Source organism: Bradyrhizobium sp. AT1, assembly GCF_001590795.1.
GTDB lineage: Bacteria > Pseudomonadota > Alphaproteobacteria > Rhizobiales > Xanthobacteraceae > Bradyrhizobium.
Genome location: NZ_JXDL01000001.1, coordinates 3,536,489 through 3,561,924, shown reverse-complemented (window position 1 = coordinate 3,561,924; position 25,436 = coordinate 3,536,489). Strand labels below are relative to the sequence as shown.

The 25,436-nt window shown below is 57.1% G+C and carries 23 protein-coding genes; 14 read left to right on the top strand and 9 right to left on the bottom strand.

The window, feature by feature from the left end:
* Positions 1-2 precede the first annotated feature (2 nt).
* Entirely contained in the window at positions 3-665 is a 663-nt protein-coding gene (locus SE92_RS16610; RefSeq protein WP_063196730.1) for a hypothetical protein, read from the bottom strand.
* Positions 666-727: 62 nt separating this feature from the next.
* A complete protein-coding gene (locus SE92_RS16605) occupies positions 728-1,465 on the bottom strand; it encodes a metallophosphoesterase family protein (RefSeq protein ID WP_063196729.1) in 738 nt (245 codons plus the stop codon).
* A gap of 193 nt (positions 1,466-1,658) precedes the next feature.
* Between SE92_RS16605 and SE92_RS16600 the strand changes: the two genes are divergently transcribed.
* Positions 1,659-2,285, top strand: coding sequence for a transglutaminase-like cysteine peptidase (locus SE92_RS16600; protein WP_063196728.1), 627 nt, complete (start codon positions 1,659-1,661; stop codon positions 2,283-2,285).
* A 9-nt stretch (positions 2,286-2,294) separates the two neighbouring features.
* Here SE92_RS16600 and SE92_RS16595 read toward each other — a convergent pair whose 3' ends face one another.
* The 3 genes from SE92_RS16595 to SE92_RS16585 all read right to left on the bottom strand — a co-directional run bounded on the left by SE92_RS16595 (position 2,295) and on the right by SE92_RS16585 (position 4,618).
* On the bottom strand, positions 2,295-3,242 hold the full coding sequence (locus tag SE92_RS16595) for a hypothetical protein (RefSeq protein WP_245324618.1): 948 nt from the start codon (positions 3,240-3,242) through the stop codon (positions 2,295-2,297).
* Positions 3,243-3,702: 460 nt separating this feature from the next.
* On the bottom strand, positions 3,703-3,978 hold the full coding sequence (locus SE92_RS16590; protein ID WP_063196726.1) for a hypothetical protein: 276 nt from the start codon (positions 3,976-3,978) through the stop codon (positions 3,703-3,705).
* A 76-nt stretch (positions 3,979-4,054) separates the two neighbouring features.
* A complete protein-coding gene (locus SE92_RS16585) occupies positions 4,055-4,618 on the bottom strand; it encodes a hypothetical protein (RefSeq protein ID WP_245324617.1) in 564 nt (187 codons plus the stop codon).
* Between the two features lie 277 nt (positions 4,619-4,895).
* Between SE92_RS16585 and SE92_RS16580 the strand changes: the two genes are divergently transcribed.
* From SE92_RS16580 to SE92_RS16525, 12 genes are all read left to right on the top strand, one after another.
* Positions 4,896-6,098: a polysaccharide biosynthesis/export family protein gene (locus SE92_RS16580; RefSeq protein WP_063196725.1), complete on the top strand. Its 1,203-nt coding sequence runs from the start codon at positions 4,896-4,898 to the stop codon at positions 6,096-6,098.
* Between the two features lie 295 nt (positions 6,099-6,393).
* The gene (locus tag SE92_RS16575; RefSeq protein ID WP_245324616.1) at positions 6,394-6,855 is read left to right on the top strand and encodes a hypothetical protein; all 462 of its coding nucleotides are present in this window, start codon (positions 6,394-6,396) and stop codon (positions 6,853-6,855) included.
* A gap of 81 nt (positions 6,856-6,936) precedes the next feature.
* Positions 6,937-8,385, top strand: coding sequence for an O-antigen ligase family protein (locus SE92_RS16570; protein WP_245324615.1), 1,449 nt, complete (start codon positions 6,937-6,939; stop codon positions 8,383-8,385).
* 139 nt (positions 8,386-8,524) lie between these two features.
* On the top strand, positions 8,525-9,145 hold the full coding sequence (locus SE92_RS16565) for a hypothetical protein (protein WP_063196722.1): 621 nt from the start codon (positions 8,525-8,527) through the stop codon (positions 9,143-9,145).
* A gap of 299 nt (positions 9,146-9,444) precedes the next feature.
* A complete protein-coding gene (locus SE92_RS16560) occupies positions 9,445-11,694 on the top strand; it encodes a polysaccharide biosynthesis tyrosine autokinase (RefSeq protein WP_063196721.1) in 2,250 nt (749 codons plus the stop codon).
* Positions 11,695-11,718: 24 nt separating this feature from the next.
* Positions 11,719-12,444 (top strand): hypothetical protein, encoded by a 726-nt coding sequence (locus SE92_RS16555; protein ID WP_063196720.1) that lies wholly within the window; start codon positions 11,719-11,721, stop codon positions 12,442-12,444.
* Positions 12,441-12,860 (top strand): hypothetical protein, encoded by a 420-nt coding sequence (locus SE92_RS16550; protein WP_210183124.1) that lies wholly within the window; start codon positions 12,441-12,443, stop codon positions 12,858-12,860. Before SE92_RS16555 ends, SE92_RS16550 begins: the two co-directional genes overlap by 4 nt.
* Before the next feature lie 88 nt (positions 12,861-12,948).
* Positions 12,949-14,142, top strand: a complete 1,194-nt coding sequence (locus tag SE92_RS16545; RefSeq protein ID WP_157095506.1) for a glycosyltransferase family 4 protein — start codon at positions 12,949-12,951, stop codon at positions 14,140-14,142.
* Positions 14,143-14,199: 57 nt separating this feature from the next.
* On the top strand, positions 14,200-15,519 hold the full coding sequence (locus SE92_RS16540) for a hypothetical protein (protein ID WP_157095505.1): 1,320 nt from the start codon (positions 14,200-14,202) through the stop codon (positions 15,517-15,519).
* Between the two features lie 123 nt (positions 15,520-15,642).
* Positions 15,643-16,737, top strand: coding sequence for a hypothetical protein (locus SE92_RS16535; RefSeq protein WP_063196716.1), 1,095 nt, complete (start codon positions 15,643-15,645; stop codon positions 16,735-16,737).
* 156 nt (positions 16,738-16,893) lie between these two features.
* Positions 16,894-17,736 (top strand): FkbM family methyltransferase, encoded by an 843-nt coding sequence (locus SE92_RS35030; protein WP_084251831.1) that lies wholly within the window; start codon positions 16,894-16,896, stop codon positions 17,734-17,736.
* Complete coding sequence (locus tag SE92_RS16525; protein WP_063196714.1) at positions 17,733-19,190, top strand: oligosaccharide flippase family protein; 1,458 nt, start codon at positions 17,733-17,735, stop codon at positions 19,188-19,190. Before SE92_RS35030 ends, SE92_RS16525 begins: the two co-directional genes overlap by 4 nt.
* Before the next feature lie 9 nt (positions 19,191-19,199).
* Here the strand turns inward: SE92_RS16525 and SE92_RS16520 are convergent, their stop codons facing one another.
* Complete coding sequence (locus tag SE92_RS16520; RefSeq protein ID WP_063196713.1) at positions 19,200-19,940, bottom strand: FkbM family methyltransferase; 741 nt, start codon at positions 19,938-19,940, stop codon at positions 19,200-19,202.
* A 293-nt stretch (positions 19,941-20,233) separates the two neighbouring features.
* Between SE92_RS16520 and SE92_RS16515 the strand changes: the two genes are divergently transcribed.
* On the top strand, positions 20,234-21,193 hold the full coding sequence (locus SE92_RS16515) for a class I SAM-dependent methyltransferase (RefSeq protein ID WP_063921220.1): 960 nt from the start codon (positions 20,234-20,236) through the stop codon (positions 21,191-21,193).
* A 9-nt stretch (positions 21,194-21,202) separates the two neighbouring features.
* Here the strand turns inward: SE92_RS16515 and SE92_RS16510 are convergent, their stop codons facing one another.
* The 3 genes from SE92_RS16510 to SE92_RS35025 form a co-directional block, all read right to left on the bottom strand.
* The gene (locus SE92_RS16510; protein ID WP_198172658.1) at positions 21,203-22,345 is read right to left on the bottom strand and encodes an endo-1,4-beta-xylanase; all 1,143 of its coding nucleotides are present in this window, start codon (positions 22,343-22,345) and stop codon (positions 21,203-21,205) included.
* 192 nt (positions 22,346-22,537) lie between these two features.
* Entirely contained in the window at positions 22,538-23,734 is a 1,197-nt protein-coding gene (locus tag SE92_RS16505) for a glycosyltransferase (protein WP_063196711.1), read from the bottom strand.
* A gap of 16 nt (positions 23,735-23,750) precedes the next feature.
* Positions 23,751-25,424 carry a GMC oxidoreductase gene (locus SE92_RS35025; protein WP_084251829.1) on the bottom strand — a complete coding sequence of 558 codons (1,674 nt, stop codon included), beginning with the start codon at positions 25,422-25,424 and terminating at the stop codon, positions 23,751-23,753.
* Positions 25,425-25,436 lie beyond the last annotated feature (12 nt).

The following is a 25,436-nucleotide window of genomic DNA, read 5'->3' as shown; positions in this document are numbered from 1 at the left end:
CTTTAGTAACGCCGCAGGATCTCGTTGAACTTGGGATCCGTTACTTTCGTGGTGTCGAGCAGCAGCGACTTGCCTTGCGGCGTGGCCTGCACGTAGGCCGCGATCAGCAGCGGCTCGTAGCGGGAGCGATTGGCCAGCGCGGAGCGGATGTCGGATTGCGCCAGCAGCTTGATCTCTTCGTCCGTCGCAGCCGCGGTCGAGGTCACGGTCCGGACGCGCGCGAAGGCGACGTCGATCGGCACCGATCCGGTCAGATAGGACATCTTCACCGCAGGCGTCGCCGCTTCGCCGGCCTGGGCCTGCAGCGTGCCGAGCGTCAGCCACAGCGCGGGCCGGATCGGCGAGACCTTCAAGGCCGCGACGATGGCGGCCTGGGCGGCCTTGTTCTCGCTGGCCCGTCCGGCTGCCTCGTTTGATGGACGGTGAAGAACGTCGGCGGCCCGCGCTGCCGCGTAGTTTGCGAGCAGGTCGCCATCCAGCGAAACCGATGCCAGGACACCGCCGGCGGCCAGCCCGGCCTTCTCGGGCGGGATCTCGCCCGAGAACAGGTCGCTCGCGCGAAAGTTCGGTCGGACGAGATCGCCGTAGAATGCCATGCCGGCATGAAGCGCCAGCAGGATTGCAGTGGAGATACCGACGACGCGAAGCAGGATCATGCGGTTCATGGTGAAATCGACGCGGCCTATGAGGGCAAGGCAAATACGAGTTTGAAAGGAGAGCTGGGACCTTAAATTGCCATCAGACTATCGCCCTGGATCGTCAGCAGCGTCAAGTTGCCGGTCGCATAGGCGCCGGTGTCGATGTTGATGCGGTTCGGGCGGATGTCGGGCACGCTGACCGGCGTATGGCCGTGGACGATATATTTGCCGAAGCGGTCTTCCGAGTTCAGAAATTCCTCGCGGATCCAGAGCAGGTCCTCATCCTTCTGGCGCTCGAGCGGGATGCCGGGCTTGACGCCGGCGTGGACGAAGAAGAAGTCGCCGCAGGTAAAGGACGAGGGCAATTGCTGCAGGAAGGCGAGGTGCTCGGGCGGCAGTGCGCGCCTTAATCCTTCGATCAACTCGACCTGCTGCTCCGCGGACGGATTCATGGTCGGCGTGATGCCGTACGAGACCAGCGTCAGGAGGCCGCCATAGTGGCGCCACTCCTGCAGGCGGGCCGGGTCCTTGAGCACCTCGAGCAGGAAGACCTCGTGGTTGCCCTTCAGGCAAACCGTCTCGTGCGTTTTCGAGCGCGCGATCAACAGATCGAGGACGCCGCGTGAGTCCGGGCCCCGGTCGACATAGTCGCCGAGAAAGACCTGGATGGCGCGCTCGGGGGCGGAGCGGGAAAGATCGGCGTCGATGACGGTTAACAGGGATTGAAGCAGATCGGCACGGCCGTGCACGTCGCCGATGGCATAGACGCGAAGGCCGTCGGGAAGCCGCGGCTTGGTCTTCTTTCTAAAGCGTCTGGAAAGGCCCATCAGGTCGGTCGAATCGCTTCTTGCGTCACGCGCGGAACGTCGTGACCGCTCTTAGCAGAACAAGTCACACATCGGTATTCTTAATTGTTTCCGACCAAGTCGCCCGCATTTTGATTAAAGGATCGCGCGGCCTTTGAGCCGTATTTCAAGACGTCTCGCGTAGCGTCTCCTCAACAAGAACGGGGAGCGCGACATGCGCAAAGTTGTGAAGTTCCTGGCGGCCGTGGCCGCCATCGTGGTTGCTGCGGGGGTGCAGCAGCGCGCTGAAGCCGCTTTCGTCGGTGCGCCCTTGGGGCTGCGCGGCGCCATCCAGTACATCAAGTTCGACCAGCCGACGCTGGCGCCGATGGCGTTCACGCTGTTTTGCCTGAAGTACAAGGACGAGTGCAAACCGCGACCGCAGCAGATCGTCTTCCGGGGCGGTCGCCTGAAGCTGACCGCCGAGCGGCTGGCGCTCATGCAAGAGGTCAACCAGCAGGTCAATACCGCCATCCGTCCCGAGGCCAATATGGAAGGGCTGCGCGGCGAGAAATGGCTGCTGCATCCGACCAGCGGCGATTGCAACGACTATGCTGTGACAAAACGCCACGAACTGATCGCCAAGGGCTTTCCGGCGCGCGCGGTGCTGCTCAGCGAGGTCGTGACCACCTGGGGCGAGCATCATCTCGTGGTCGTGGTGCGGACCTTCGCCGGCGATCTCGTGCTGGACAATCTCTCCGGCCACATCCTGCCGTGGTCGAAGAAGCCTTATCGCTGGGTCCGCATTCAGTCGCCCAAGAACCCGAACTACTGGGCCTCGCTCGGCGATCGCTCGGTCTGATCAGCGACGCTATCGTGATCCGGATTGGCTGACGCTCTGCGACAGCCCCAGTCCCACGATCACCGCAAGACACAGGATTGCTGCGGGATGCAGCAATCCGGAACCTGCAAAGCTCTGAACCAGCGCAAACAGCACACAGGCCGCGGTGGCCGCGGGGAAGAACGAGTCGCGTCCGCGCTGCAAGGCGCCGAAGAACAGGCGCACCAGGGCGATCAGAGCTGTCAGCACCGAGACAGCGAGGCCGATCGCTCCCATGCCAGCGAAGATCGCTGTCGCCGTCGTCGGTGCCGTCAAGGCCGCGCCGGCATCGCTCTGATAGATCCTGCCGACCGCCGCAAAGGTTCCTGCGCCCGCGCCGAACCAGCGTGTGTCTGCCAGCATCCGCTCCAGCGCCGCGCGCGCTTCCGCGCCCATATTAGGGGCCAGCCGCAGGAGGATCGGCCCCGAGCTCTGTTCGAACAGGAAGGTCAAGACGATCGCCGATCCGATCAATGCGGCGGCGGCGAGCGCGCCCGCGGCCAAAGGCGACAGATCAAGCCGGCGGATGACGAGGATCAGAAGGATCAACACGACGCCGAAGCCTGCGGCGATCGCGTTGTTGGTCCCGGAAAGGCCGAACACCGCGGCTGCGCTGATCAGGGCTCCGGCAAGGCCGAGCAGGCCAAGCACGATCGAGCGCAGCAGCGAATGACGGGTTTCGGCCCGCTCCGCGGCAAGCTGCATGATCGCAAGATTCAGGACGAGGCCGAACCCGGCCAGGGTCGTCGCGAACTCGGATGTTGCGGCGGCCCCAGCCGGCGCGAGCCGGTGCAGATCCAGGGTCAAGGCGGCGAGCGCGGTGATGCCGGCGAGGACAAACAGGACAAGCTCGGCGCGGCTGCGATCGCGGACGACCACAATGGTCACGCCGAGCAGCGCGGTCGCTGCCAGCGCCAGCAACAGCGCGTTCAGGGTCAAGCCAAGATCGGCGGTGACCGGTCCGAGCGAGAGGCCACCGAGGACGTCGCGAGCGCTCGCCCAGATCGGATGCCCGAAGCCGAGCGGAAGCGGCATCAGTTGAGCTGCGATCAAGAGCGGAATGGCGATCAGGATCCAGCGACCCCAGGAGGTCGCGCGGACATAATGGTCGCAATCGGCTTTTCGCGCGCTCAGCGTGGCTGCCAGCAGGCTCAGCGCGGCAGCCATCGTCCCGAGCTGCGCACCGAACTTGGCGCCAGCGATTTCGAGAGCGGAAGCGGAAACGATGGAGACGATGAGGGCAAAATAAGCGAGGGACAAACGGCGCGCTCGAAGGGATTCCTGAAACGATCAGGTCACCATACAAGCCGCAGGTCTGTTTTCAAGCACAGCCCAGTCCGGGCCAACAACTTGCCGCCATCCCAGCGCGTGCGCGCGAAAGGTTAATCGCGAAGAGAGTCTAGCGCGCGCTCTTGACCGGCCGGGCAAACACGCGCGCGGTCCGCGCCGCGGCAAGGCTGAAGCGGGCGGCCGAGCCGAAGAGGTAGCCTGCCTGCAGCGCGATAGACGCAAAGGCCGCGGCCTTCAAGCCTTCGAGGACGCCGAGACTTGTCATCAGGCTGACCGGCAGGACGGTGAGCACCAAGGCAAACGTGACCGGCAGCAGCACCAGGACGCGAAAGCGCTGGCCCAGCACGGCACCAATGAGAAAGGTGAAGATCAAAAGCGCGGTCATCCGAAACACTCCCCGTGCTTCGGACCCTAGGTTCCCCACCCTAAAAAGACCCTTAAGTCGTATGGCTAAATTTGGCCTATAGGCCACAATTTGCCAGCAGGGAGTGATAGGCCTCCCGCAAGCCGTTCAGGGCCACCACGCCCTTGATCTCGCTGTCGCTTTCCCTGACCACCACCGACAGCGAGGGCGTCGTCTGCCATTTGCCGGCGGCAAAGGCCGAGACCTCATCGGGCAGCAGCACCGCCGCGCCGGCTGCGGCCATGCTGGCGTCAACGGTCAAGGTGCCGCCGCCACTCGCGGCGATGGTGACCTTGGGGTGGCTTCGGGGCGGGAAGGGCCGGATCAGGGCCACCAGCACGTCGATCTTGCCTTTCGGCGCGCAGCGGACGATGAGGCCGGCAAAGTCCGGGTCGGATTGGGTGGTATCTGCAGTCTTCGTGATGGCCGCGAAGCTCTCGCCGTCCTTGGCCCCTTGCGTGCGGCTGAATTTCCAGACGGAGGAGGGGGCTGAGGCGGCCACCTTAACGATGGGCGCGCCGGGGCACGTGGACCGTGCGCAGGAGGTAGCCCGATCCAGGGGACGCTCGGCGCCGACGAAGAGCGAACCCACGAGGAACGTGAACAGAAGGAGGCCAGGCACGGGGAAATCCCATCTTGATGGTTCCAGCCATAACAGACGGCGGCGAGGCCAAGAAGGCCAGCGTCAGCGGACAGAGGGCTTCCCTTGGGCGATCTGCTCGCAGACCGGGCACACGAAATACAATAAATAGTCACAAAGGGTTAAACCAAGCGCCAAAGCGTGGCCCGTCCGCAACACTCGCATCGCGATCGTACCGTTAACCATTCAGGAACCCTTGTCGCACCGCCCCGCGCGCCGTACCAATCAAGGCTAATTGGGGTCTCTTGGGGCGCGATTCATGCATTCATTTTTCAATACAAATGTATTCAAGCCGGCCTTCTTAACGGCTGCCTTGGCGCTTGGAGCCTGTTCGACCAATCCCGGCTCGGGTCCGCTGACGGACGACGTTAACAACAAGATTCAGACGGAAAACGCGCCGGCCTATGAGCTGGTGCCGCTCAACCCAGCCACGGTGAAGATCCTGCACACCCACGAGCCCAAGGGGCTCGCCGGCGTGTTCACCGACCGCCGTCCGCCCGCCAGCATCGTGTTCGGCATCGGTGACGTCGTCAGCGTGACCATCTTCGAAGCCGCCGCAGGCGGTCTGTTCATCCCGGCGGAAGCCGGCGTCCGTCCGGGTAACTATGTGACGATCCCGGACCAGTCGGTCGACAATGACGGTTTCATCACGGTGCCCTATGCCGGCCAGATCAAGGCCGCGGGACGCACGGCGGTGGAAATCCAGCGCTCGATCATCGAGAAGATCGGCAACCGCGCCATCGAGCCACAGGCCGTGGTTTCGATGTCCTCGCAGCGTACCCAGCTCATCAGCGTGCTCGGCGAAGTCAATTCGCCGGCGCGTTACCCGGCGAGCGCGGCGGGCGCAAAGGACAAGGTGCTCGACGCGATCACCCGTGCCGGCGGCATCAAGGGCCAGGGCTTCGAGACCTGGGTCATGCTTGAGCGTGGCGGACGGCGGGCGACCGTGCCGTTCGAAAATCTCGTGATGGCGCCCGAGAACAACGTCTATGTGCGCCCCGACGACAGCATCTACGTCTACCGCGAGCAGCAGAAGTTCATGGCGTTCGGCGGCAGCGGCCAGAGCGGCGAGTTCAACTTCGATGCCTGGCGCATCAACCTCGGCGAAGCCGTGGGCAAGGCCGGCGGTCTGCTCGATGGTCAGGCCGATCCGTCTGCCGTGTATCTCTATCGCCGCGAGCCGCGCGAGGTTGCGGCCCAGCTCGGCATCGACGTGAGCAAGTACACGAGCGAGACGATCCCGGTCATCTTCAACGTCAACTTCCGCGATCCGGGCGGCTTCTTCCTGGCCACCAAGGTCATGATGAAGAACGGCGACATCATCTACGTCTCGAACTCGCGCAACGTCGAAGTTGCCAAGTTCCTGAACTACATGCGTGTGATCATGGCGACCGGCAGCGATGCCGTGAACCTCAGCAACGATGCGCTGATCTTCCGCAACAACGTCAAGCTGGCGCCGTAAGACGCCGAGTTGATCGACCAAACGCGATGGCACCGGGGCTTTGTCCCGGTGCCATTTTCGTTTAGCAAACGAAGCGGTTTTGCTGCGGCGATGAGTTCGGGAGCTGGATCAAGGCGCCTGAGCACGGCGCGCGGGTCATCGGTCACTTCGCATTTTTGCAAGAGGCTTTAGCTTCATGCGCTTTCGAATAGTCTGGCGCCTTCCGGCTCTCGTCTTCTTGTGTCTTGGGCTTGCGCCGGTCGCGACGGCTCTCGGCGCCGCTGCGGAGCTCGGCGTTCGCCACCGCATCGATGTGATGGTCTCCGCCGAGCCCGACGCCCCGATCTTCTCGCGCCTCAAGGGAGCCAAGGGCGAGCTGTCCTTTACCGTTCGCCTGTCGGCGAACTCCAAGGAGAGCAAGTTCTTCGGCATGTTGCGCCCGTCTTTCCCCGATATCGTCGTGCCCGATGGTCCAGGCAAATTGCTGGTTCAGCAGACTAAGCTCTGGGAGGAGGACGTCTGCCATCAGCGCCGCGGCCTTCCGAAGGTCACAGTGACCCAGCTCGGTGGGCATTTTGGCGAAGGGGAGGGGCGGGTCGAGATTTCGGCCATCAACCGGCACATCGGTGTCCTGGTCCCGCCCGACGAATTAACCCCTGGAATAAAACTCGATCAGGGGAGTGATAGCTTTGGGCTATTCTATGCGTTCCGGGCGCAGACCCGGAACAGCCGCCTCAACGTGGATCTGAAGATCTATTCGATCGATTGCTTCCTCTAAGCTCGAACAGAGCTCGCAAGAACGACGATGCGCCTTTGGCCTCCCAACATCAGCTGGTTCAGGATTCGTTGGTCGTGGAGCTTGCCCGCGACCTTTCTCCTGTTCTTCGTGGTGGCCGGCGCGCCGTTTCCGTTCGGCTCGACCAATGATCTGTCGATCGCGTTCTGGTGCCTCTGTCTCGGGATCGCGGTGATCTTCGCGCCGACGCGCGATCTGCGGGCGGCGCATTTGTGGCTGCTCGCCGGCATCGGCGTGATTGTCGCCGCTTACGCCTTCGTGCTGCATGAGCAGCTCTCCGATCATCCCTGGGTTGCGCCGTTCCAGCCGATCTGGAAGCAGGCCTCGGATCTTCTGGGCGTGCCGATCGCTCCATCCGCCTCCATTGTGAAGAACGAGGCGTTTTTCGCGCTGGGCGCGCCGCTCGCCAACATCCTCGCCATCGTCCTTGGCATCACCGTCGGTGCCGATCGCGAGCGTGCGCGAAGATTGCTGTGGGTGATCGCGATCTCCGGCGCGCTCTACGCCCTCTACGGCGTGCTCTCGTTTTTGATCGAGCCCACCATGATCCTGTGGCGCGACAAGACGGCCTATCTCGGCAGCGTCACCGGCACCTTCATCAACCGCAACACGGCGGCGGCCTATTTCGGCTCGGCTGCGGTGATCTGGATGCTCCTGATCCTCGAGGACGTCCGCCGCCGCCTGCCGGAGCGGCACATCGAATGGCGCCGCCTGTCGCTCGACGTCCGCGCGATCCCGCCGAAAGAGATCCTGCCGCAGTTGACATGCCTGCTGATCTGTCTGATGGCGATGTTCATGACGACCTCGCGCGCCGGCGTCGGCCTGTCGCTGCTCGCGATGATCGTGTCGTTCACGCTGTTCCTGCGCAAAGACCTGCCGCCGCGCACCGGCATCTGGATTTCGCTGGGCTCGGGCGCCGCCGTCGCGCTCGGCCTGCTGCAGCTGCTCGGCGGCCGGGTGTCCAGCCGCTTCGACAGCCAGGGCCTGGTCGACGAGGGCCGCATCGAGGCCTGGAAGTCGACGCTGCGGATCATCGGCGACAATCCCTGGTTCGGCACCGGCATGGGCACCTTCCAATGGGCTTTCCCGCCATACCGCAGCCCCAACATCTCGATTCGCGGTATCTGGGACGCCGCGCATTCGACGCCGCTGGAGCTTGCCTCCGAGGTGGGCATACCCATGGCGCTGCTGGTGGCGCTCGGCTGGGCGATCATGCTGCTGATACTGGCCAGGGGCGTGTTCGCCCGCCGGCGCGATGCCATCATCCCGCTCGCCGCGGTGGCGACCGCGACGCTGTCGCTGCTGCATTCGAGCCTGGACTTCACCCTGCAGGTGCCCGGCTACAGCATTCCATTCTTTGCGCTTTTCGGCGCGGGCCTGTCGCAGTCCTTCCGCACCAAGGAGGGCCGCCCCACCTCGGAGACGGACGCCACCAGCCGGCGAGGAGAGGGCCGTCAGACAACCGCGGGCGCGGCTCCGAGCCGGGTGCCTCAGTTTCACAAAACTGTCTAGATTTGAAGCAGTTGCACCGTTTACGAAGTCTTTAGAATAAGTGGACAGCTCTTCTCGCTTCCGCTAGGTTCCTGCCACGAGCACAGCCTTTTGCCCGGGCCGAGGAAGCAATCGGGGCAGCTGATTTTTGGAGGTATTTATGAGCGTTATCAGGATTGCGCTTCGCATGGCTGCCACGGCAGTCCTCGCCGCGACGATTTCGTCGGCCGCCAGCGCCGCCGTTTACCCGCCGCAGCGCCAGCTGCCGGCCACCGTCATTTCCGACTTCAAGGCGTCGCCCAACAGCCTGCTGCAGCAATATCCGACCGGCGGCCCGCAGCTGATCTCGCGCGTGCGCGACCTCGGCGCCTCCGATCCGACCACGCTCCCCGGCCTGATCGCGCTCCTGAAGGATCCCGCGACCACCAAGGACCAGATGCGCGGCATCGTCGCCGGCCTCGCCCAGGTCGCCCGCATGGCCGCGTCGTCCGACCAGGCCTATGCCAATGAGATCCAGGCCGCGATCGCCGGCACCGGCAACGCCGACGTGATCGCCGCCTACCAGGCCGCGACCGGCGACGTCGCGATCGCCGCGACCGGCGGCGGCGCGGGCGGCGGTGGTTCCGGCGCAGGTGGCCCGACCGGTAACAGTGGCTTCGCCAACGGCGGCGGCGGTGGTGGCCTGATCAGGTTCGGCAACAACACGACCGGCAACAACGCCCCCAACGGCGGCAGCGGCAGCGTCGGCAGTACAACGAGCAGCGTCAGCCCGCGGCGTTGAGCTTTCTGTTCGACCGTGCGCCGCGCTCACGCGGCGGCAACTGCAATGATTGATCGACCTCTGCAGACGGCGCTTAAACGGCGCCGTCTGGCGTTTGCGCGTTAATCTTCCTTCCAATTTGTAGTGGGCCGAAGCGGTTGCGCCGCAACAACAGGTTCTTCTCGCCACCGAGCCGTGCTATTCTTTTGCTGGCGTTATGCGTCGGTCGTGCTTGAACTCGCAACTCGTTTCGCAAGACGATGTAACGAGCAAATTCATCCAAGAAGATTTGGCGGCCGAACGATTTCAGGAATTGCGACATGCTGCAGGTGAACAAACCAAAATCCGAGATCAACCGCGAGATGGTCGAGGTCGAGAGTTCGCCGTCGCAAACGCTCATATCGTATCTTGAAATCATCCGACGCCAGTTTCCGACCATGATTGCGATCGTCTCGGCCTGCGTAGTCCTGGCACTGCTCTATCTCTTCACTGCCGCGCCAAAGTTTACCTCGACCGCATCGATGGTGATTGACACCCGTAAGGTGCAGCTGTTTCAGCAGCAATCGGTGCTGGGTGACATCGCGGTCGATTCGGCGACGGTGGAAACTCAAGTCGAGATCCTGAAATCTGAGAACATCAGCCTCGCGGTGATCCGCGATCTGCGTCTGATTGAGGACCCCGAATTTACAGGCGTCGGCGCTGGCCCGGTAGGCGCGGTGATCGGTTTTCTTGCCGACATGTTCTCCGATGGCCACGCGCAGTCCGAATTCGAGCTGACGCGAAAGGCGCTGGACCGGTTCGAGAAGAATCGCACCATCAAGCGGCTCGGGCTCACCTATGTGATGGAGATCGGCTACACCTCGCTGGACCCAGTGAAGGCGGCGCGCATCGCTAACGCGATCGCGGACGCCTATATCGTCGATCAACTCGAGGCGAAATATCAGGCAACACGGCGTGCCAGTGTCTGGCTGCAGGACCGCATCAAGGAGCTGCGCACCCAGGCCTCCGCCGCGCAGAAGGCGGTGGTGGATTTCAAGTCTGCGAACAACATCGTCGATACAGGCGGCCGGCTGATGAACGAGCAGCAGCTCGCCGAGGTCAACAGCCAGCTTATCATGGCGCATGCGGCGACCGCGGAGGCTAAGGCGCGGCTCGACCGTATGAATGACATCCTCAAGCAGGAGATCCCCGACGCCAACGTCGCCGACGCTTTGAAGAACGAAACCATCGTCAAGCTCCGCGCGCAATATGTCGACATGGCCTCGAAGGAATCGATCTGGTCGACCAAATACGGACGCGATCACCTCGCAGCAGTGAACCTGCGCAGCCAGATGGCCGAGATCAAGAAGAATATCAGCGCGGAGCTCAAGCGCATCCAGGAATCTTACAAGAGCGATTATGACATCGCTGTGACTCGCGAGGAGAGCATCAAATCGAGCCTTGCCAACGTGGTCTCGGAATCGCAGCTTACCAACCAGGCGCAAATCCAGCTTCGCGAACTCGAGAGCAACGCGCAGTCCTACCAGGCCATGTACGATAATTTCCTGCAGCGCTACATGGAAAGCGTGCAACAGCAATCGTTCCCGATCACCGAGGCGCGGGTGATCAGCGCAGCGACCACGCCGCTGAAGAAGAGTAGTCCGAAGACGTTGATCGTCCTAGCGGCGAGCCTGATGGGAGGGCTGCTTTTGAGCTTCGGTGCGGCGCTGGCGCGCGAACTCACCGACCGCGTGTTCCGTACCACTTCGCAGGTGGAGGAGGTGTTGGGCGTCAACTGTATCGCCATCCTCCCTACTCTCGGTGGTGTGAGTCCGGCGCTGGACAGGAAGTCTCCCCGGAAGAAGGGCAATCCCCAGCCCGACCTGTTGCGCTACGTCGTCGAGAATCCGCTATCGCGCTTCTCGGAGGCGATCCGTTCGTTGAAGGTCGCGGTGGATCTCAACTCAATCGTGCGCGAGAACCGGGTGCTGGCGACCACCTCGACGCTGCCAAACGAGGGTAAGAGCACGATCTCCACCAATCTCGCGCAACTGATCGCGCATGGCGGAGCGCGCGTCATCCTGGTCGATGCAGACCTGCGTAACCCTTCGCTGTCGCGCGCTCTGGTGCCGGATGCCAAGGTCGGTCTCGTCGATGTCGTCGCGCATAAGGTGAGCCTGGAGGACGCACTAACAATCGACCCTACGACTAGGCTCGCGATCCTGCCTGCCGGGACCACCTCGAAGCTTCTGCACACTAACGAGATCCTCGCATCCAAGGCTATGCATGAGCTCGTCACCCAACTCCGCTCAAAGTTCGACTATGTGGTGCTGGACATGCCGCCGATGGCGCCCGTGGTCGACGTACGCGTCACCTCTAGCTTCGTTGATTCGTACGTGTTCGTGGTGGAGTGGGGCAAGACCAAGACGGACGTCGTGCAGCATAATATTCGCAATTCGCCCGAGATCCTGGACAAGCTGCTAGGGGTGGTCCTCAATAAGGCCGATACCAAGCTGCTGGCGCGTTATGAGTCCTATCATGGTCGCTACTACTACCAGAAATACTATGCCCGCTACGGCTATGTGGAATAGCCGAAATTAGTTCGGCGGAAGATCATGCGCCCGCTTCTGTGTCTCTTCGGCCTTGCTGGTGCTCTTTGGTCGTTCAACGTTGTTCCGTTGTTCTGGCTAGATGCGCCAGCTGAGGATGTGGCGGCGCGAATATTGATTAACGATCGTTTCAAACCGGACACTTTAACAGACATTTTGGCGCGCCTAAGCGAGGGAAAAACAAGCACAATCTTGATGCCCGCCTTCGCAAGGGCGAAAGCCGTCGTCAATATCCGAGCCGCGGAAGAGGTAACCAAGAGCGCCTTCCAGGACGGAGACCACTATATGGACGTCGCTGAAGCACAGGTAAGGTCAGCGCTTAATCTGAACCCTCACGACTCGTTTCTCTGGTTGATGCTGTATTCCGTGGACACAACGCGCAATGGCTTTAATCTCGCAAAGCTGGATTTGCTCGATCAGTCTTACGCGACTGGTCCTCTTGAGGGATGGATAGCACTCCGACGCAATCGGATAGCTTTGAACGCTTTTCCAACGCTTACCAGAGCGACTCAGGCTTCAGTCCTTTCTGAATTTGCCGAGATGATCGACGCAAACCTCATCGAGGAAGCAGCTGCCAATCTAACAGGTGTTGGCTGGGCATGGCGCGAAGAACTCCTAGCGGGCGTTGATAAGGTGGACATTGCATCAAGGCAGAGGTTGGCAAAGGTCCTCTCAAGAGACGGGATAAAGGTGCGCATTCCAGGTATTGAAGAAAGCGAAAGGCCCTGGTGATGAAACTTACCTATCACGCTCGATTGCATTTCGTCGTGCTGCCGGCGATCACCTTGATCGTGATGTTTCTCTCAACTGAAAGCCGATCGCAAGCCACAGCTCCTACTCCGAGCAAGCCGAGGCTTATGTTGCAGGGACCGGCGGAGAATTCCGACGCTCCAATTATTCGTGATGCCTTCGGTCAGCCGTGTCTCAACATCGAAGCGGCCGCGCGCCCTCATGTCGTCAATCCGGACGTGCTTGATCATGTGGTGAGCCTCAAAAACAACTGTCCAAGGCTTATCAAGGTAAAGGTGTGCTACTTCCATTCCGAGAGGTGCAACGCTTTCGACGTTCAAGGATATCGTAGGGTGGACACTATCCTTGGGACCATGACGAAGATCTTCGCCTTCAGATATTCAATAACGCAAAAATAGGCTCGTGAGGGGCATTGAGTTCTTCCGCGGTCCGCCCGTGATTGCCATTCAAGAGTTGTTTCTAGCCAGCTGCGCCTCGGAGTCCGGAATGCGAATCCTCCTATTATCCAGCGAATTTCCACCGTACAGCGGTGGTATTAGTACCTACGCTGTAGAGATGGCCCATGCAGCGCATCAACTCGGCGCACAGGTGAGAGTGGCCGCGCCTGATTTTGGTAATGACCTCACGAAAAGCGACTTGGCCTATCCGTTTAGGGTAGAGCGGTTCTCTGGCGGACTACACACGGTCAAAGACGTGCCGGAAAAATGTCTCCTCGTAAAAAGGCTACTCAAAAATTCGGAATATGATCTGATTCACGCGATCGATTGGCCCTTCTTTGTTCCGGTCTCACTGTTTTCGGGAACGACCAAGCGCCTTTACACAATCCATGGGTCAGATGTGAACGATATGGCGAGTAGTTACAAGCCGTTCGTAATTCGGTTGCTTCGCCTTTTTTCTGGCCCAGTCGAAATAGTTGCGAACAGCGAGTTCACCAAAAATCTGTTCATTGAAAAGTTTGGTTACGTCGGTCGCACTAAGGTCAGGCATGAATTGCTAGGGGTAAGTGAATACTGGAAAGAGAGGACGATTCCTTCCTCGTCCGATCGTGTATCGCTTGGCCTTCCAGATGAAAAATTCATTATTGTTACCGTCGCTCGCCTGACGCCACGGAAGAATCAGCTCGGTGTAATTGAAGCGCTAAAACTTCTTAGCGCAGAGGATAGGCTGAAGGTCTGTTATGCGATCGTTGGTCCAGAATACGATAGCTTATACACGAAAGCTATTAAGGCTGCCATCGAAGGCGCCGGCCTTGACGTCCGTCTGCTCGGTCGAGTCGGGAACGATGACTTGCGGCGCATTTATGCATGCAGTGACCTGTTCTGCCTCGTCGGTAAGCCGATCCCGAATGGGCCCGTGGAAGGATTTGGTCTGGTTTTTCTCGAAGCTGGAGCTCAGGGATTGCCATCGTTGGCTGGCGACATAGGGGGGGTGAGGGAAGTTATGTTGGATGGTTACAATGGGATGCTCATCCCACCCGATGACCCGAGCCTTGTCGCCAATGCTATAGCGGGTCTGATTCACTCGCCGGCAAAATTAGAGAAGCTGAGGCTGGGTGCTCGGCAACGCGCCTCCGATCTTTCTTGGCTACGTTGCGCCGCCGAAACGTACCGGCTGCCGATCTCCGAGATTAGCAATCGCAGTCGCCCGGATGACCGACCGGCAGTATCGATGAATGGTTAGTCATCACACTCACATAGCGCATTTTGCAATCCCTCTAGACGGCGGGCCATCAGATTCATGTCAATCAAAGCCACCGGAATGTTTCGTGGTCGGAGCTATCATGGAGTCATCCAGAGACCCATCCAGTCGGCGTCGGTTTCAGTCGGCAAGTATCTCGTGGTTATGGCAGTGCTTCTCTATGTTTCGGTCTCAGCGTCATTGATGAGAACAGTAGGATGGCACTATGGTGGCGGTGGTAGCAGCATCGAAAAGCTGCATCCGGGAACATATCTGCTTGTATTTGCACTCGCCTGGATCGCCTTTCTTGAGAAGCACTTCGCATTAGTTGCTCTACGAACCTTCTTTCGAGACTACGCTTTGGTCAGCTTCACTGTGTGTGCAGCGTCGACAGCGGCATTCTGTGTTTTGGTCAAAGAATATCCTGTGACGCCTTTCATTGAAACGTTCGGCGTCACGATAATTGTATTCTTAATCTTTTCCCTTCTAGGAGAAGAGGAGCTGAAGGTATTTAAGTTCTTTGTCGATACCTTTGTGATCTTAAACATCGCTCTCATATTCGTGGAGTACCTTACTCAAAGAAATTTTCTTCCAGCGTACATATATTCAGCAGCGAGCGGTACGGAGCAGCCGGTCGAGATAGGGCGTCCTGCGGGACTTTTCGGCCTTCCTCTCTCAGCCGCGGCATTTCTTTGTCTCTATTCTCTTGTCAATTTGATCCCATCTATTGGTGGCCAGCATCGCGGCTTGCTCCGTCCGTTATTGGGAGTAATTTCGCTTATGGCAGCGGCCATGACCGGCGCGCGAGCTGCGCTGTTGGGAAGCATCGCTGCGGTTCTGATCCCGCTCGCATATGCCTTTGCGATGTCCTTCATAAGGGGGGTATCGTTGCGTGCCGCCATCGTAGTCCTCATGATGGCGCTTGTCGCTCTGATCGCTCTTGTCATTGCGTCAGAGAACGGCTTGTTTGATCTTCTTCTCGCGCGATTCGAGTCAGATAGGGATAGTGCTCTATCCAGGTATTTTGCTCTGCAAATACTAATTAATATGCCTTCGGAGTATGTGTGGACTGGCGGTCCGGCCGACTATATCACTCAACAACAACAAGTGTATAACGTGCTGGCGATCGAGATATCGTGGGTTAATTTCGTTCTTGCGTGTGGGCTTGCGTTTACAATCCCGCTTATTCTGACCTATTTGCTTTTCCTGTTTAGATCAGTTGCAAAACATGCAGTATTCGGCTTTGTGCCGAGCATCTACGTGGTGATTGTTCATGCGTCGGCGCTGGCTTTATGGTCGAAGTCGACATCATTCGCAGCCAGCATTGCCGTCGTACTTGCATACATTGGTCGAAAAGGTGGGCTTCGAGGTGCTGGGTGATCAGTCCTACAGCCTTGACGTGTAGCACCGTACAAGACCTTTTTATTCGATAGATTTTGTAACAAGCACCAGACCCGCGGAGGCCCGTGGCACTTCAGGTCCTTGTCAAGAGGCAGAGTTCTAATGGTCCTTAAGGTCGTGCAGATTGTCCCGAGTCTAGTGCCCGGACGAGATGGTCTGGGAGACTACGCTTCTAAACTCGCGATGGCGCTCAACGACAAAGGGATTGAGACGACCTTTATTGTAGCCAACCATCTTCAGGAATCGGGCTGGACAAGCGAGCCATCAAAGGCTGGTCACGAGACAGCCTGTCGTGTTCAGTTGCAGAATGACACCGCTAGCTCGTTAGTGAGAGCTCTTTCTGTTGCTGACGCCCAGTATGTGCTGATCCACATGGCGGCCTATGGCTACGACGAGAAGGGCATACCAGTCTGGTTAGTGGACGGCTTGGAGGATTACCAAAGAAGAACCAAAACAAAGATTGTCTCAATTTTTCATGAGCTGTGGCAAGAGCCTGTGCTTTGGAAAAAGACAGTGATTCGCTGGTACTTTCAGTACCGTGAAATTCGTCGTCTGTTTGACATTTCGGATGGGTTCGTCACGAACACCCAGCGTCGCTTCGAACAGGTCTTGAAACCATGGAATTCTGCAAAGCCCGGATTCTGGATGCCAGTTATATCCAATGTGGGCGAGCTTAACGAGTTTCCTTGCAAGGAGGGCGGTCTCGGAGTCGTGTTCGGACTAAGCTCGGGCAAGAGTAGGATCTATGAGGCGCTAAGGTCTCGGCCTTCGATCCTATCAACATTGCGGATCAGCAAATTGGTCGAGATTGGCTCATCGTCTTCGGACGTGCCTGGGCCTCTTCGCGCCATTACGACGCTAGCTGGGCAACTAAAGGACGAAGCTGTTTCCGACTTCCTGACCCGTGCCCAATACGGATTCATTCACTACGATTCTGGCGTGCTTGAAAAGTCTGGCGTGTTTAACGCGTACGCCGCGCATGGAGTTTGTGCAGTTAACCTAGGAAAATCCAAATCGGGCGCTAGTACTTTGGTATGTGGACGAAATTATCTAAGCTCGCTACAACTGAATGATGCCGAGTTCTTGGCTGCATTTGACCCTAACGAGATTGGGCGGTCTGCATTTAATTGGTACAAGGGACACAATCTATCCGCGATGGCCGATAGCCTAGTGAAGCTAATCCGGGCCATTGCTTGACAAGCCTCTATTGCACACGTTGAAACGAAGTGAAGGAAGAGTCTCTTGAGGAAATCGACACGCAGCACCTTGCTCAAAGTCGACCACCTAGCATGCGGCGTCATAGGATGGTTGCTCGAAAGGCTTTCGCGACGTTCTCACTACAGAATCCTGCTGATGCTTGCGAAGTACTACAAGATGGATGCCGTCGTGGTTCGCGGCACAAATGGTGCCATCGAAGGCGACCCACGCGACGAAGGGGTATTCCGCAGGTACGCCACAGAAGGCGAATGGTCAGGTCGCCTGTTAGACATGGTCAAGAGTCGGATGAAACGCAGTGCAACCGGAACGTATATAGACATCGGCGCGAACATAGGACTTACAACGATTCCCCTTGCCCGAAATAGTTCGTGGAGTTTTTTTGCGTTTGAGCCAGATCCGGCCAATTTTCTCCGTTTACGTTTGAATCTCTTGCGCAACTCAATTGAAAATGTGTGCGCTCGCAATGTCGCAATGAGCAACGCGAATGGCAAACTAATCCTTCGGAGATCTCCGACCAATTTTGGAGACTTTAGATTAGATAGCAACGTGCAACCGATTGGAATGAATTGGGCGAACGACAAATACGACGAGGCTAAATGGGATAAGATTGAAGTTCAAACTCGAACTCTGGACGATAGTTTCAAAGAGCTCGCCCTTGCCGGTCCACTCATTATGAAGATTGATACTCAGGGTGCCGAGCCGCTAATCGTGGGGGGCGGTCGTCAGACACTCTCGCGCGCCGATCTTGTAATAATGGAGTTTTGGCCCTACGGGATCGCCAGACAAGGTGTCGATCCGATAGCTTTCATAGATGTGCTGGCAGGACTTTTTGGATCGGTTACGGCAATTTCGGCTGTTGAAGGTGATCCGCTTGCGGATAATTTCGAAGCAATTAAACGACTTGTGTCAGGCAATATCTCAACCGAACCGACGGGCTATTTCGATCTGATATTGACTGAACCTAAGCGGGTAGAATGATGAAACGCAAGGTGATTGCGGGTGCTCTTTGGTTCGCTGGCCAAAATGTCGCCCGACAGGTCATCTCGTTCGCTTTATTCGTAGCGCTTGGCCGTATGCTGAGCCCTGCTAACTTCGGCACAGTGAGCTTAAGTGCTTCCGTGATCGCGATTATTCAGGCGTTTTCATCGCAGGGCATAACTCAGGCCGTGATCCAAAGGTCGGACCTCACGGAAGACGAGGCGGAAATCGCCTATACCTTCAACCTGCTATTCTGTACCACTATCGCAGCCACTCTGATTGGGGGGTGTGCATTGTTTTGGTACGTAGCGCCTCCGCCTTTAGGTGACCTCCCCCTTGTTCTTGCTGCCTTAGCGACACTCCTGCCTCTGTCCGCCTTCTATGAGATGCACCAAGCCCGGTTGGCCAGAAGTTTCGATTTTCACATAATTGCAGGTAAAGCGTTGGCAGGCCAAGTTATTGGCGGACTCATTGCGGTCATGGCGGCCTATGCGGGAGCAAACGTTTGGAGCCTCGTGGCGCAGCAATTCGTCGCCCTGACCATCGAAATGGCAGTCATACGGAGCGTTTCCTCTTGGCAGCCAAAGCTTAGGCTGGAGTCAAAGTTTATAGTTCATCTATGGCATTTTGGGGCTCATCTGTTCGGCGCGCGGTTGTTAAGTACAATTGATGCAAGGGGGCCAGATTTGATTATCGGAATGTTTTCCGGCCAGACCCCTGTGGGATTTTTTCGTGTTGCTAAGCAGATGTTGGATGTTGTCGTATCTGTTTTCGCCTATCCGGTGAGCAGCGTATCTCTTCCATTGTTCGCAGCAGAACGGGGGCACGTGGATCGCGTTAGACTGCATTACTTGCGCTTGACCGAGGCGCTTTGTTGGCTGCTGACGCCTCCATGCCTAACACTGGTACTTTGGGCGCCTCAAATACTAACGTTTGTTTTCGGCCAAAACTGGAGATCGAGCGGAAGTTTTCTGCAGATATTGGCCTTTCAAGGTGTTGTGCTCGGAATGTTCTATCTGTACGACCCGCTTCTTGTCGCCCTGGGAAAAACGAAAGAAGTGTTTGCGTTGAGGTGTTGGCAAACAGGTTTGAGTTTCTGTTGCATGCTCTCGGGCGGCTTCTTTGGCGCTGAATCCATTGTCGCGGGCCAGGTAGTCGCCCTATTCCTAACAACGCCCATATTCTTTAGGTACATTTCATCTGCCGCTGTGATCACGCTAAATGACTTTCTGGCGCACGTCTGGAAGCCAAATGTGTGCGCTCTTGCTTTCGTGAGTGTGGCGAAGATTCTCGACTCTTTTGTGGGCGCATCTTTCGGCATATCAGGCCTGGTCGCAGCATTGGCCGTGGGTTATTTTGGATATGGCGTTCTTTTTTATCTTTTTGCGAGTAAGCAATTAAGGAGTGAATTTCTGGCTTTAGCAGGTCGAGTGATGCGCCCGAGTGCATCGTGATCCGTCGTCTTAGCGGCACAAATCTTTGCGCAGCATGATGCAGTTCGCTTCGATCAGAAGCGGGAAATGTCCCCGATTGTTCTGCACAATCGCGCTCATTTCAAATCCTTGCGACTGATAGAAAGTAACTGCTTCACGAAAATCCGTCGATAAATCATATAGCTTCTTGATGGCTAACTCGCTTTGTAGTCCTACGAATTCCGGAAGTACGTCGGTGCCGCTCTTCACGATCTCAACGTCGAGGCCCTGCGTATCCATCTTTAGAAACGGACGACGAAACCCAAATTTGCTCTGCAACCTAACAAAGGCTGACGAAAGCGTCTCGGTCTTTACCACGATCGTGCTTGACGGAGTGTTTTGCGAGCGAAATCGAGCGATTTCGGAGTGATCTGGATTTGCTAGCGAGCTAAATTGGGAGTCCTTCATTACATTGAAGGAGCGTTCGCCGTCATCGGAAGCCAACGCTAGTTGCTCAATGTCCCACATCGGATCTCCCGCTGCTAGCGTTCGAAGCGTAGTCGCGGCCTCGGGAATAGGCTCGAACGAAATGATTAAGCCCCGATAGCCAACTTTCTTTCTCAACATCGTTGCGTACTGGCCGATGTTCGCACCTACGTCGAAAACGCAGTCGACTTTCAAGAACTCAAATAGCTTTTCGAGATGTTCGCGTTCGGGCAGCGTATAAAGCACCCGATCGTCAACAACGCGAAGGGCAAGAAATTTGTTAATTGCGCGTGAAAGGAGGTTCATCGTTCAACTAGGCCATTGTTTTACTGATCAAATTCACTTTCAAAACCATATCACAACGGAACTGATAGCCAAGCCTTGAAGAGCAACTTTAGACCAGCCGAATTTCAACCGGTGCGATTACGTTCGACTATGTCTGACTATGTTGTAAATCCCACGCTACAAAGCTAGGTTCCGACGGGAAGGATGTCCGAGGGGGTGCGCATCCAAACAATACCTCCTCGATCCCCTCGGGACGACACGGTGGCGATCTGCGCAGATCTTCACCTTTGCCAGTCAATTGGATTTGGTTGAAGATGATCAATATTGAAGCGCTTGTATGTTGCCCTGCCTGCCGAGCGGATCTTCGGATGCCAATCGATGTGAAGGAGCGCCTATTTTGTTCGAGCGATGGTTGTATCTACTCGCAACGAGGATTTCCGAGGCTTGATGGTCGCCCCGTTCTCATCGATTTTCGGGAAAGTATCCTCCTGGAAGGAGACCTACTTGCGCGGGCCGGTAAGTCGTTCATGCGCCGGGACGACATGAGAACAGACCTGTCAACGCGGGTTAGAAAGAAGCTCTTAGGTCGCAATCTTACAGCAATGCGGAATGCAGAGTCGATGATCGCGGCTATGAAGAAGGTGACATCACGTCCGAAGCTTCTCATTATCGGAGGTGGGGCGATAGGGAGTGGTATTGAGCAGATCTATTCCGATCCGGAGCTGGAGATACTCGCCACGGACATCTACGTTTCTCCATTGACGCAGATCCTGGCTGATGGACACCAACTACCATTCAAAGCCAAGAGCTTTGAGGGCGTCTGGATTCAAGCTGTATTGGAGCATGTGCTCGATCCCAAAAAAGTCGTCGATGAAATCTGGAGGGTTCTGAAACAAGGCGGCGTCGTTTACGCAGATACGCCCTTTATGCAGCAGGTGCATGAAGGCGCGTACGATTTCACGCGATTCACGCTAAGTGGCCATCGTTGGCTCTTTCGGTCATTTGAGCACCTGGATTCCGGGGCAGTCGGCGGTCCCGGAACTGCGTTGATCTGGTCGGTTCAGTATCTGGTGAGAGCAGTCTTTGGCAGTCAGAAATTGGCCAAGGTTGCTGCATACAGCTGCTTCTGGTTACGATATCTGGATCGGATCGGTAAGAAGCAACAAATTGAAGATGCCGCGTGCGGCGTCTTCTTTTTAGGGACGCGCTCGGATCATACGTTGCGTCCATCAGATATTGTTGAATACTACCAGCGGCGCGGTGCGGCAATCTGATCCGCTCTCCTAGCGGCTTTTGGCTTCGTCTAAGGCTGCGGCCATTGCCCTCCAAAGTGGCTTTCGCTCGAAATTGTCGTCTCTTGGTGTCGGGCGGAGCGGCAAGCCGTCGGGCCGCTGTTTTCCGGGTACAAGCCTCAGCCAATTATACTTATCGCAGGGGCCCCACGTTAATACCCCCAGACAATTATCGTAGTCGAGCGACACATCAAGAAAGGCCTTGCCCAAGTCGGCTACGCGCTCATCTCGGTCCTCAATCGAATTGAACATGCCGAGGTCGTGTATGTCGAATTCACTTATGAGGGTTTTTAGTCCCATTCCGCGCACCTCATCCAGGAAGGCGCGATAAGGGCGCTCCGCGAAAGGAATGTGGAGTTGCAGATGGCCCTCGATGCCCAAAGCTTGAACGGGTGCGCCGCGGCCAAGCAGACGTTCTAGGAGACGCAAAAGCTGGGTTCGGCGTCTCTCGTGCTCCCGGGAGTCCATTTCGATCCAGTCTTGATTTATGAAGAGCAGGGCATCTGGATCGCTCGACTTTGCCACCTCAAACGCGACGTCAATGTAACGCTCGCCAATCTTCCGACTGAAAACGGTATCCGCGAGCCCATTTCCTGTCACCGGCTCATTCACGACCTCCTGATGAACCAGACGGCCTTTCCAAGCTGATATTACTCGCTGGATGTGGTCGATCATAAAGTCTGCAGCGCCCGACGAAGTCAGGGTTTCAACGAGTTCCCTGGCCCACGGCGGCATTATATGATCGTGCCAGATGAGATTGTGCCCGCGCATTCTTTGGCCATTTGAATGCGCAAACGTGTAGACTGCTTCAGCCTGCCGGAAGTCAAGTGGTCCGTTCTTCGGCGCTTGAAATCGAGTCCAGTTGAAACCGTTCTCCGGAATCAAGATATTGCAGTCCAGTCTTAGAACCTCTTGAAGCCGCGCATCATTGATGATGGCTGGAAAATCAGCGGCAGTGCCGCACAAAAGCCCTTTCCGGTCTGCCTTCGCCCGCAGTGAAGTTACGAGAGGTGACTGTTCGCTATTTAGTTGCGCCTGGGACGTCCGGAATCCTGAAGCAAGTACGCAAGCTGCGGATAACCCGCTCACTATGCAGTCGCGACGTGTTAGGTTTGGCATGTCGCTTCCAAGCATTTCCGTTCTCCTTCTGGTCATACGGTGGCGCAGAGGGACCATGATACGAAATGAACGTAGCTGAGACGAAGCACTCCAATTATGCGGCCGCGCCGAAGATTGTTCAAACTTGTAGGAGCATGTGGTGTCCTCTAGCCACGCTCCCTCCAAGCATTCTGGAGGAACTCGTCCTCAGGTAATAAATCACGCACTTCAAGATAGCAGGCCATGTAGTTTTCGGTGGTCGCGCCAGATTTTGCTTAGAAGAGTCTCGGGGCCGAACGGCTCGACAGCCTTTGCTACTTCTGAAGGAGTGATTGTACCAGCCCGCATAAGCTCGTAAGTCTCGAGCATGAAACGGGCCTGCGCTTCCACGTGATCAGCAGTACGAGCCACCAAGAATCCGCTTTGACTATTCTTGATAACGGGTTCGAGTTGCGGCAGATGCAAAGCCACAACAGGGCGGCCCGCCGCAAGCATCTCCATCACGACGCGAGGCATGCCCTCAAACTCAGACGTCAAAATGCCGATGTGCATTCGTTCGAGGAGTGTGGCGATCTGCGGGCTTGCCCTTACTCCATGACACGTAGTTATGTGCCTGACTGGCGCAAATTCGGCGAACTCCTTGGGATCTCCGTCTCCAACATAATGGAAACGCGTATTCCCGTTGAGCCGAAACATTTCGGCGAGGGTACGAAACATTAAGTCCGGCCGCTTGAATCTATCCAGTCGCCCCGCGTACACGACGTGGATCAAGCCATCGTCAAACTGATAAGGCGATGGTTTGAAGATGCTCGTGTTAGCCCAGGTCGTTAGTGTATCGAACTTGCGTGCGAATAGACGGTACCTTGCTTTATACATGGCCGTCATATTCGGATTTACGGAATAGAACTTTCTTGCAAGTGCAGCGGCGACAAATTCGGCCGTGTCACGGATATACCAATGTTTGCCGAGCGAACTGCTCATCTGCTGGTTCTTGCCACCCCAGACGTGGACCATCTGGATGACGGGAATACCCATGGACCAGATGATTGGCGCATATTCTACGCGACGTATCTCAGCGCTGTAGCCCCCGGATTGTAATATCCTTCTCAACATGCCCCAATTTCTGACAAGCAAGGAAGCGAAGCGCCAAGTATCCGATTTCGTGATGGACTCCCCGTAAGCATTCTTATGCTCGGTCAGGTAGCTAAGGGGCAGATATTTAAACTGTCGGCCGCGGAAGGTTACTTCTGAGATCTGGCCAATGGGCAGTTCGCCAGTTTCGTCTGGGCCAATAAACAGCAAGTCCATGTCATCAGGATGGTAGTATATGTAATCACGAATATAGGTTTCGATTCCCCCAACTTTTGTGCCCCGCGGATCCCCGCTGTTGAAAAGAGCAACGCTGTATCGCTTGCCATCTGCCATGTCGAGCTGCCTGTTATTAGTGCGCAGATGTCGTTTTCCCGCGCAGTTCGGTAGTTTCTTTCATCGCAAGGTGGTCAGCCAATCGTAGTGCTAGTGCAACTGCGGTAAGCGTTGGGTTGGCTTGGCTTGAGGTCGGTAGAACCGCTGTACTCGCGACATATAGATTGGATGCATCGAAGGTTTGCAAGTTGGCATCTACCACGGCATCATTGCGCCCGTATCCCATCCGAGCGAGTCCGATTTGATGCGTTCCGTGACAGGCCTGATCGAGAATCGCTGCGGCTCGCTCTTCGGGCCGAACGCGGTATTCGAGGTGACCAAGGTTGTTATGCTGCAGCCACGCCTCGAGCAGGGAGTGGCTCTTGATAACCGACTGAGCGTCTTGAGCACAGAACCGGTAATCAATGATGAGCTTCGGTACGCTCAGGCGATCGGTCTCTTCAGATAGTCTAACGCGGCTGTCGCGGCGCGGAGCCTGCTCCGCGTGGTAGGAGAGACCATAGCGATGAGCTCTGTTGTAGATGAATAAGCCCGGGAGGCGCATGTGGTGCATGTAGCGCCGACGCATGAAATTATAGCCAAAGGCCAAGGCGGCAGGTAGTCCTGTAAGCACGTTTGCGAAATGTGGCGCACGCCGCGAAGACCCAGAAGAGACTTGGCGCCTTCGTATCACTTCGGCCACCAGCAAGCGCCCGAGCGGACCGAAGCTCATTGCGAGATATACCAGAGACAGGATTGCACTGCCGTGGCGTGCATCTCCTATGGGCGGAACGACCGGCCAGAAGGCGGCATTCAATAGCTGGTTCTTGCGTTGTATGTCAGCGGATGCAGCGATGCGCCGCCGGACATATGATCCGTGCAAATCTACGTGGAAGTCGAAGGCGCGTTCAAAAACGTCGCGCGTAAAAACTATGTCTGCGATCTCCCCGACCAAATGTCCCATGTAGGTTCGTCCCAGCGGCCCGTCTTCTCCGCCGAAGCGACTAGGACACGAGCGCTGAGTGGCAAGAAGAAGACGTGCGCTTTCCAGGCCGCCAGCAGCTATAACTAGAGTATCTATTCGAAGCCGAATGCGTTCCCCTGTTTTTGAATGTGTGATGTTGATCGCTTGCACGCGGCCGGATTCGGAGAAGTCGATCCCGGTCAACGTCGCATGAGTTCGTAGATCGAGCTTTGGATTCTTGGCTAACTCTTCTGAATGAATTGTCTGCGCCGCCGTCGTGTTGGCCCAACGTTCAAGCGTGTCACAGCTGAATGAGTTGTCGATCAGAGATAGTTCGGGAATTGGCTCTCGATAAGTAGGTTCCCCGGAGAGAGTCGCCAGGGCAGCTTTACCCAAATAGGGTTGAATGTCACCGATACCAATGGGCCATCGAGCGTCAACCCAGTCGCGGCGCTCAAAATCGATCGGATCGTACGGGAGGCAACGTCCGCCCCAGAGATTTGAGGTGCCGCCTAGCCGGCGCGCGACTGCAATCATCATATCATCATGGTGCTTTGGGTCGAGCAGCATGGCACTTGAGAGGTCTTGGATGTCCGGTTCAGCATTGGTGCCGCCTGATTCTAGCACCAACACCCGCCGTCCGCGGCGCGCAAGATTGGTCGCAAGCGCGACGCCAACAGGCCCTGCTCCGACCACACAAAGATCGTGTGCTGCCTCTTCAAGACCTGCGATTCCATCTTTCAACATTGCAAGCTGTGC

Bases quoted from the DNA above. Each gene is read 5' to 3' on its own strand.
- SE92_RS35030 (WP_084251831.1), top strand. From the start codon at position 16,894: ATGCTTGCGAAGTACTACAAGATGGATGCCGTCGTGGTTCGCGGCACA.
- SE92_RS16540 (WP_157095505.1), top strand. From the start codon at position 14,200: ATGTCAATCAAAGCCACCGGAATGTTTCGTGGTCGGAGCTATCATGGA.
- SE92_RS16565 (WP_063196722.1), top strand. From the start codon at position 8,525: ATGAGCGTTATCAGGATTGCGCTTCGCATGGCTGCCACGGCAGTCCTC.
- SE92_RS16580 (WP_063196725.1), top strand. From the start codon at position 4,896: ATGCATTCATTTTTCAATACAAATGTATTCAAGCCGGCCTTCTTAACG.
- SE92_RS16575 (WP_245324616.1), top strand. From the start codon at position 6,394: ATGGTCTCCGCCGAGCCCGACGCCCCGATCTTCTCGCGCCTCAAGGGA.
- SE92_RS16605 (WP_063196729.1), bottom strand. From the start codon at position 1,465: ATGGGCCTTTCCAGACGCTTTAGAAAGAAGACCAAGCCGCGGCTTCCC.
- SE92_RS35025 (WP_084251829.1), bottom strand. From the start codon at position 25,424: ATGTTGAAAGATGGAATCGCAGGTCTTGAAGAGGCAGCACACGATCTT.
- SE92_RS16610 (WP_063196730.1), bottom strand. From the start codon at position 665: ATGAACCGCATGATCCTGCTTCGCGTCGTCGGTATCTCCACTGCAATC.
- SE92_RS16505 (WP_063196711.1), bottom strand. From the start codon at position 23,734: ATGGCAGATGGCAAGCGATACAGCGTTGCTCTTTTCAACAGCGGGGAT.
- SE92_RS16545 (WP_157095506.1), top strand. From the start codon at position 12,949: ATGCGAATCCTCCTATTATCCAGCGAATTTCCACCGTACAGCGGTGGT.
- SE92_RS16525 (WP_063196714.1), top strand. From the start codon at position 17,733: ATGATGAAACGCAAGGTGATTGCGGGTGCTCTTTGGTTCGCTGGCCAA.
- SE92_RS16600 (WP_063196728.1), top strand. From the start codon at position 1,659: ATGCGCAAAGTTGTGAAGTTCCTGGCGGCCGTGGCCGCCATCGTGGTT.
- SE92_RS16590 (WP_063196726.1), bottom strand. From the start codon at position 3,978: ATGACCGCGCTTTTGATCTTCACCTTTCTCATTGGTGCCGTGCTGGGC.
- SE92_RS16520 (WP_063196713.1), bottom strand. From the start codon at position 19,940: ATGAACCTCCTTTCACGCGCAATTAACAAATTTCTTGCCCTTCGCGTT.
- SE92_RS16510 (WP_198172658.1), bottom strand. From the start codon at position 22,345: ATGCTTGGAAGCGACATGCCAAACCTAACACGTCGCGACTGCATAGTG.
- SE92_RS16560 (WP_063196721.1), top strand. From the start codon at position 9,445: ATGCTGCAGGTGAACAAACCAAAATCCGAGATCAACCGCGAGATGGTC.
- SE92_RS16555 (WP_063196720.1), top strand. From the start codon at position 11,719: ATGCGCCCGCTTCTGTGTCTCTTCGGCCTTGCTGGTGCTCTTTGGTCG.
- SE92_RS16535 (WP_063196716.1), top strand. From the start codon at position 15,643: ATGGTCCTTAAGGTCGTGCAGATTGTCCCGAGTCTAGTGCCCGGACGA.
- SE92_RS16515 (WP_063921220.1), top strand. From the start codon at position 20,234: ATGATCAATATTGAAGCGCTTGTATGTTGCCCTGCCTGCCGAGCGGAT.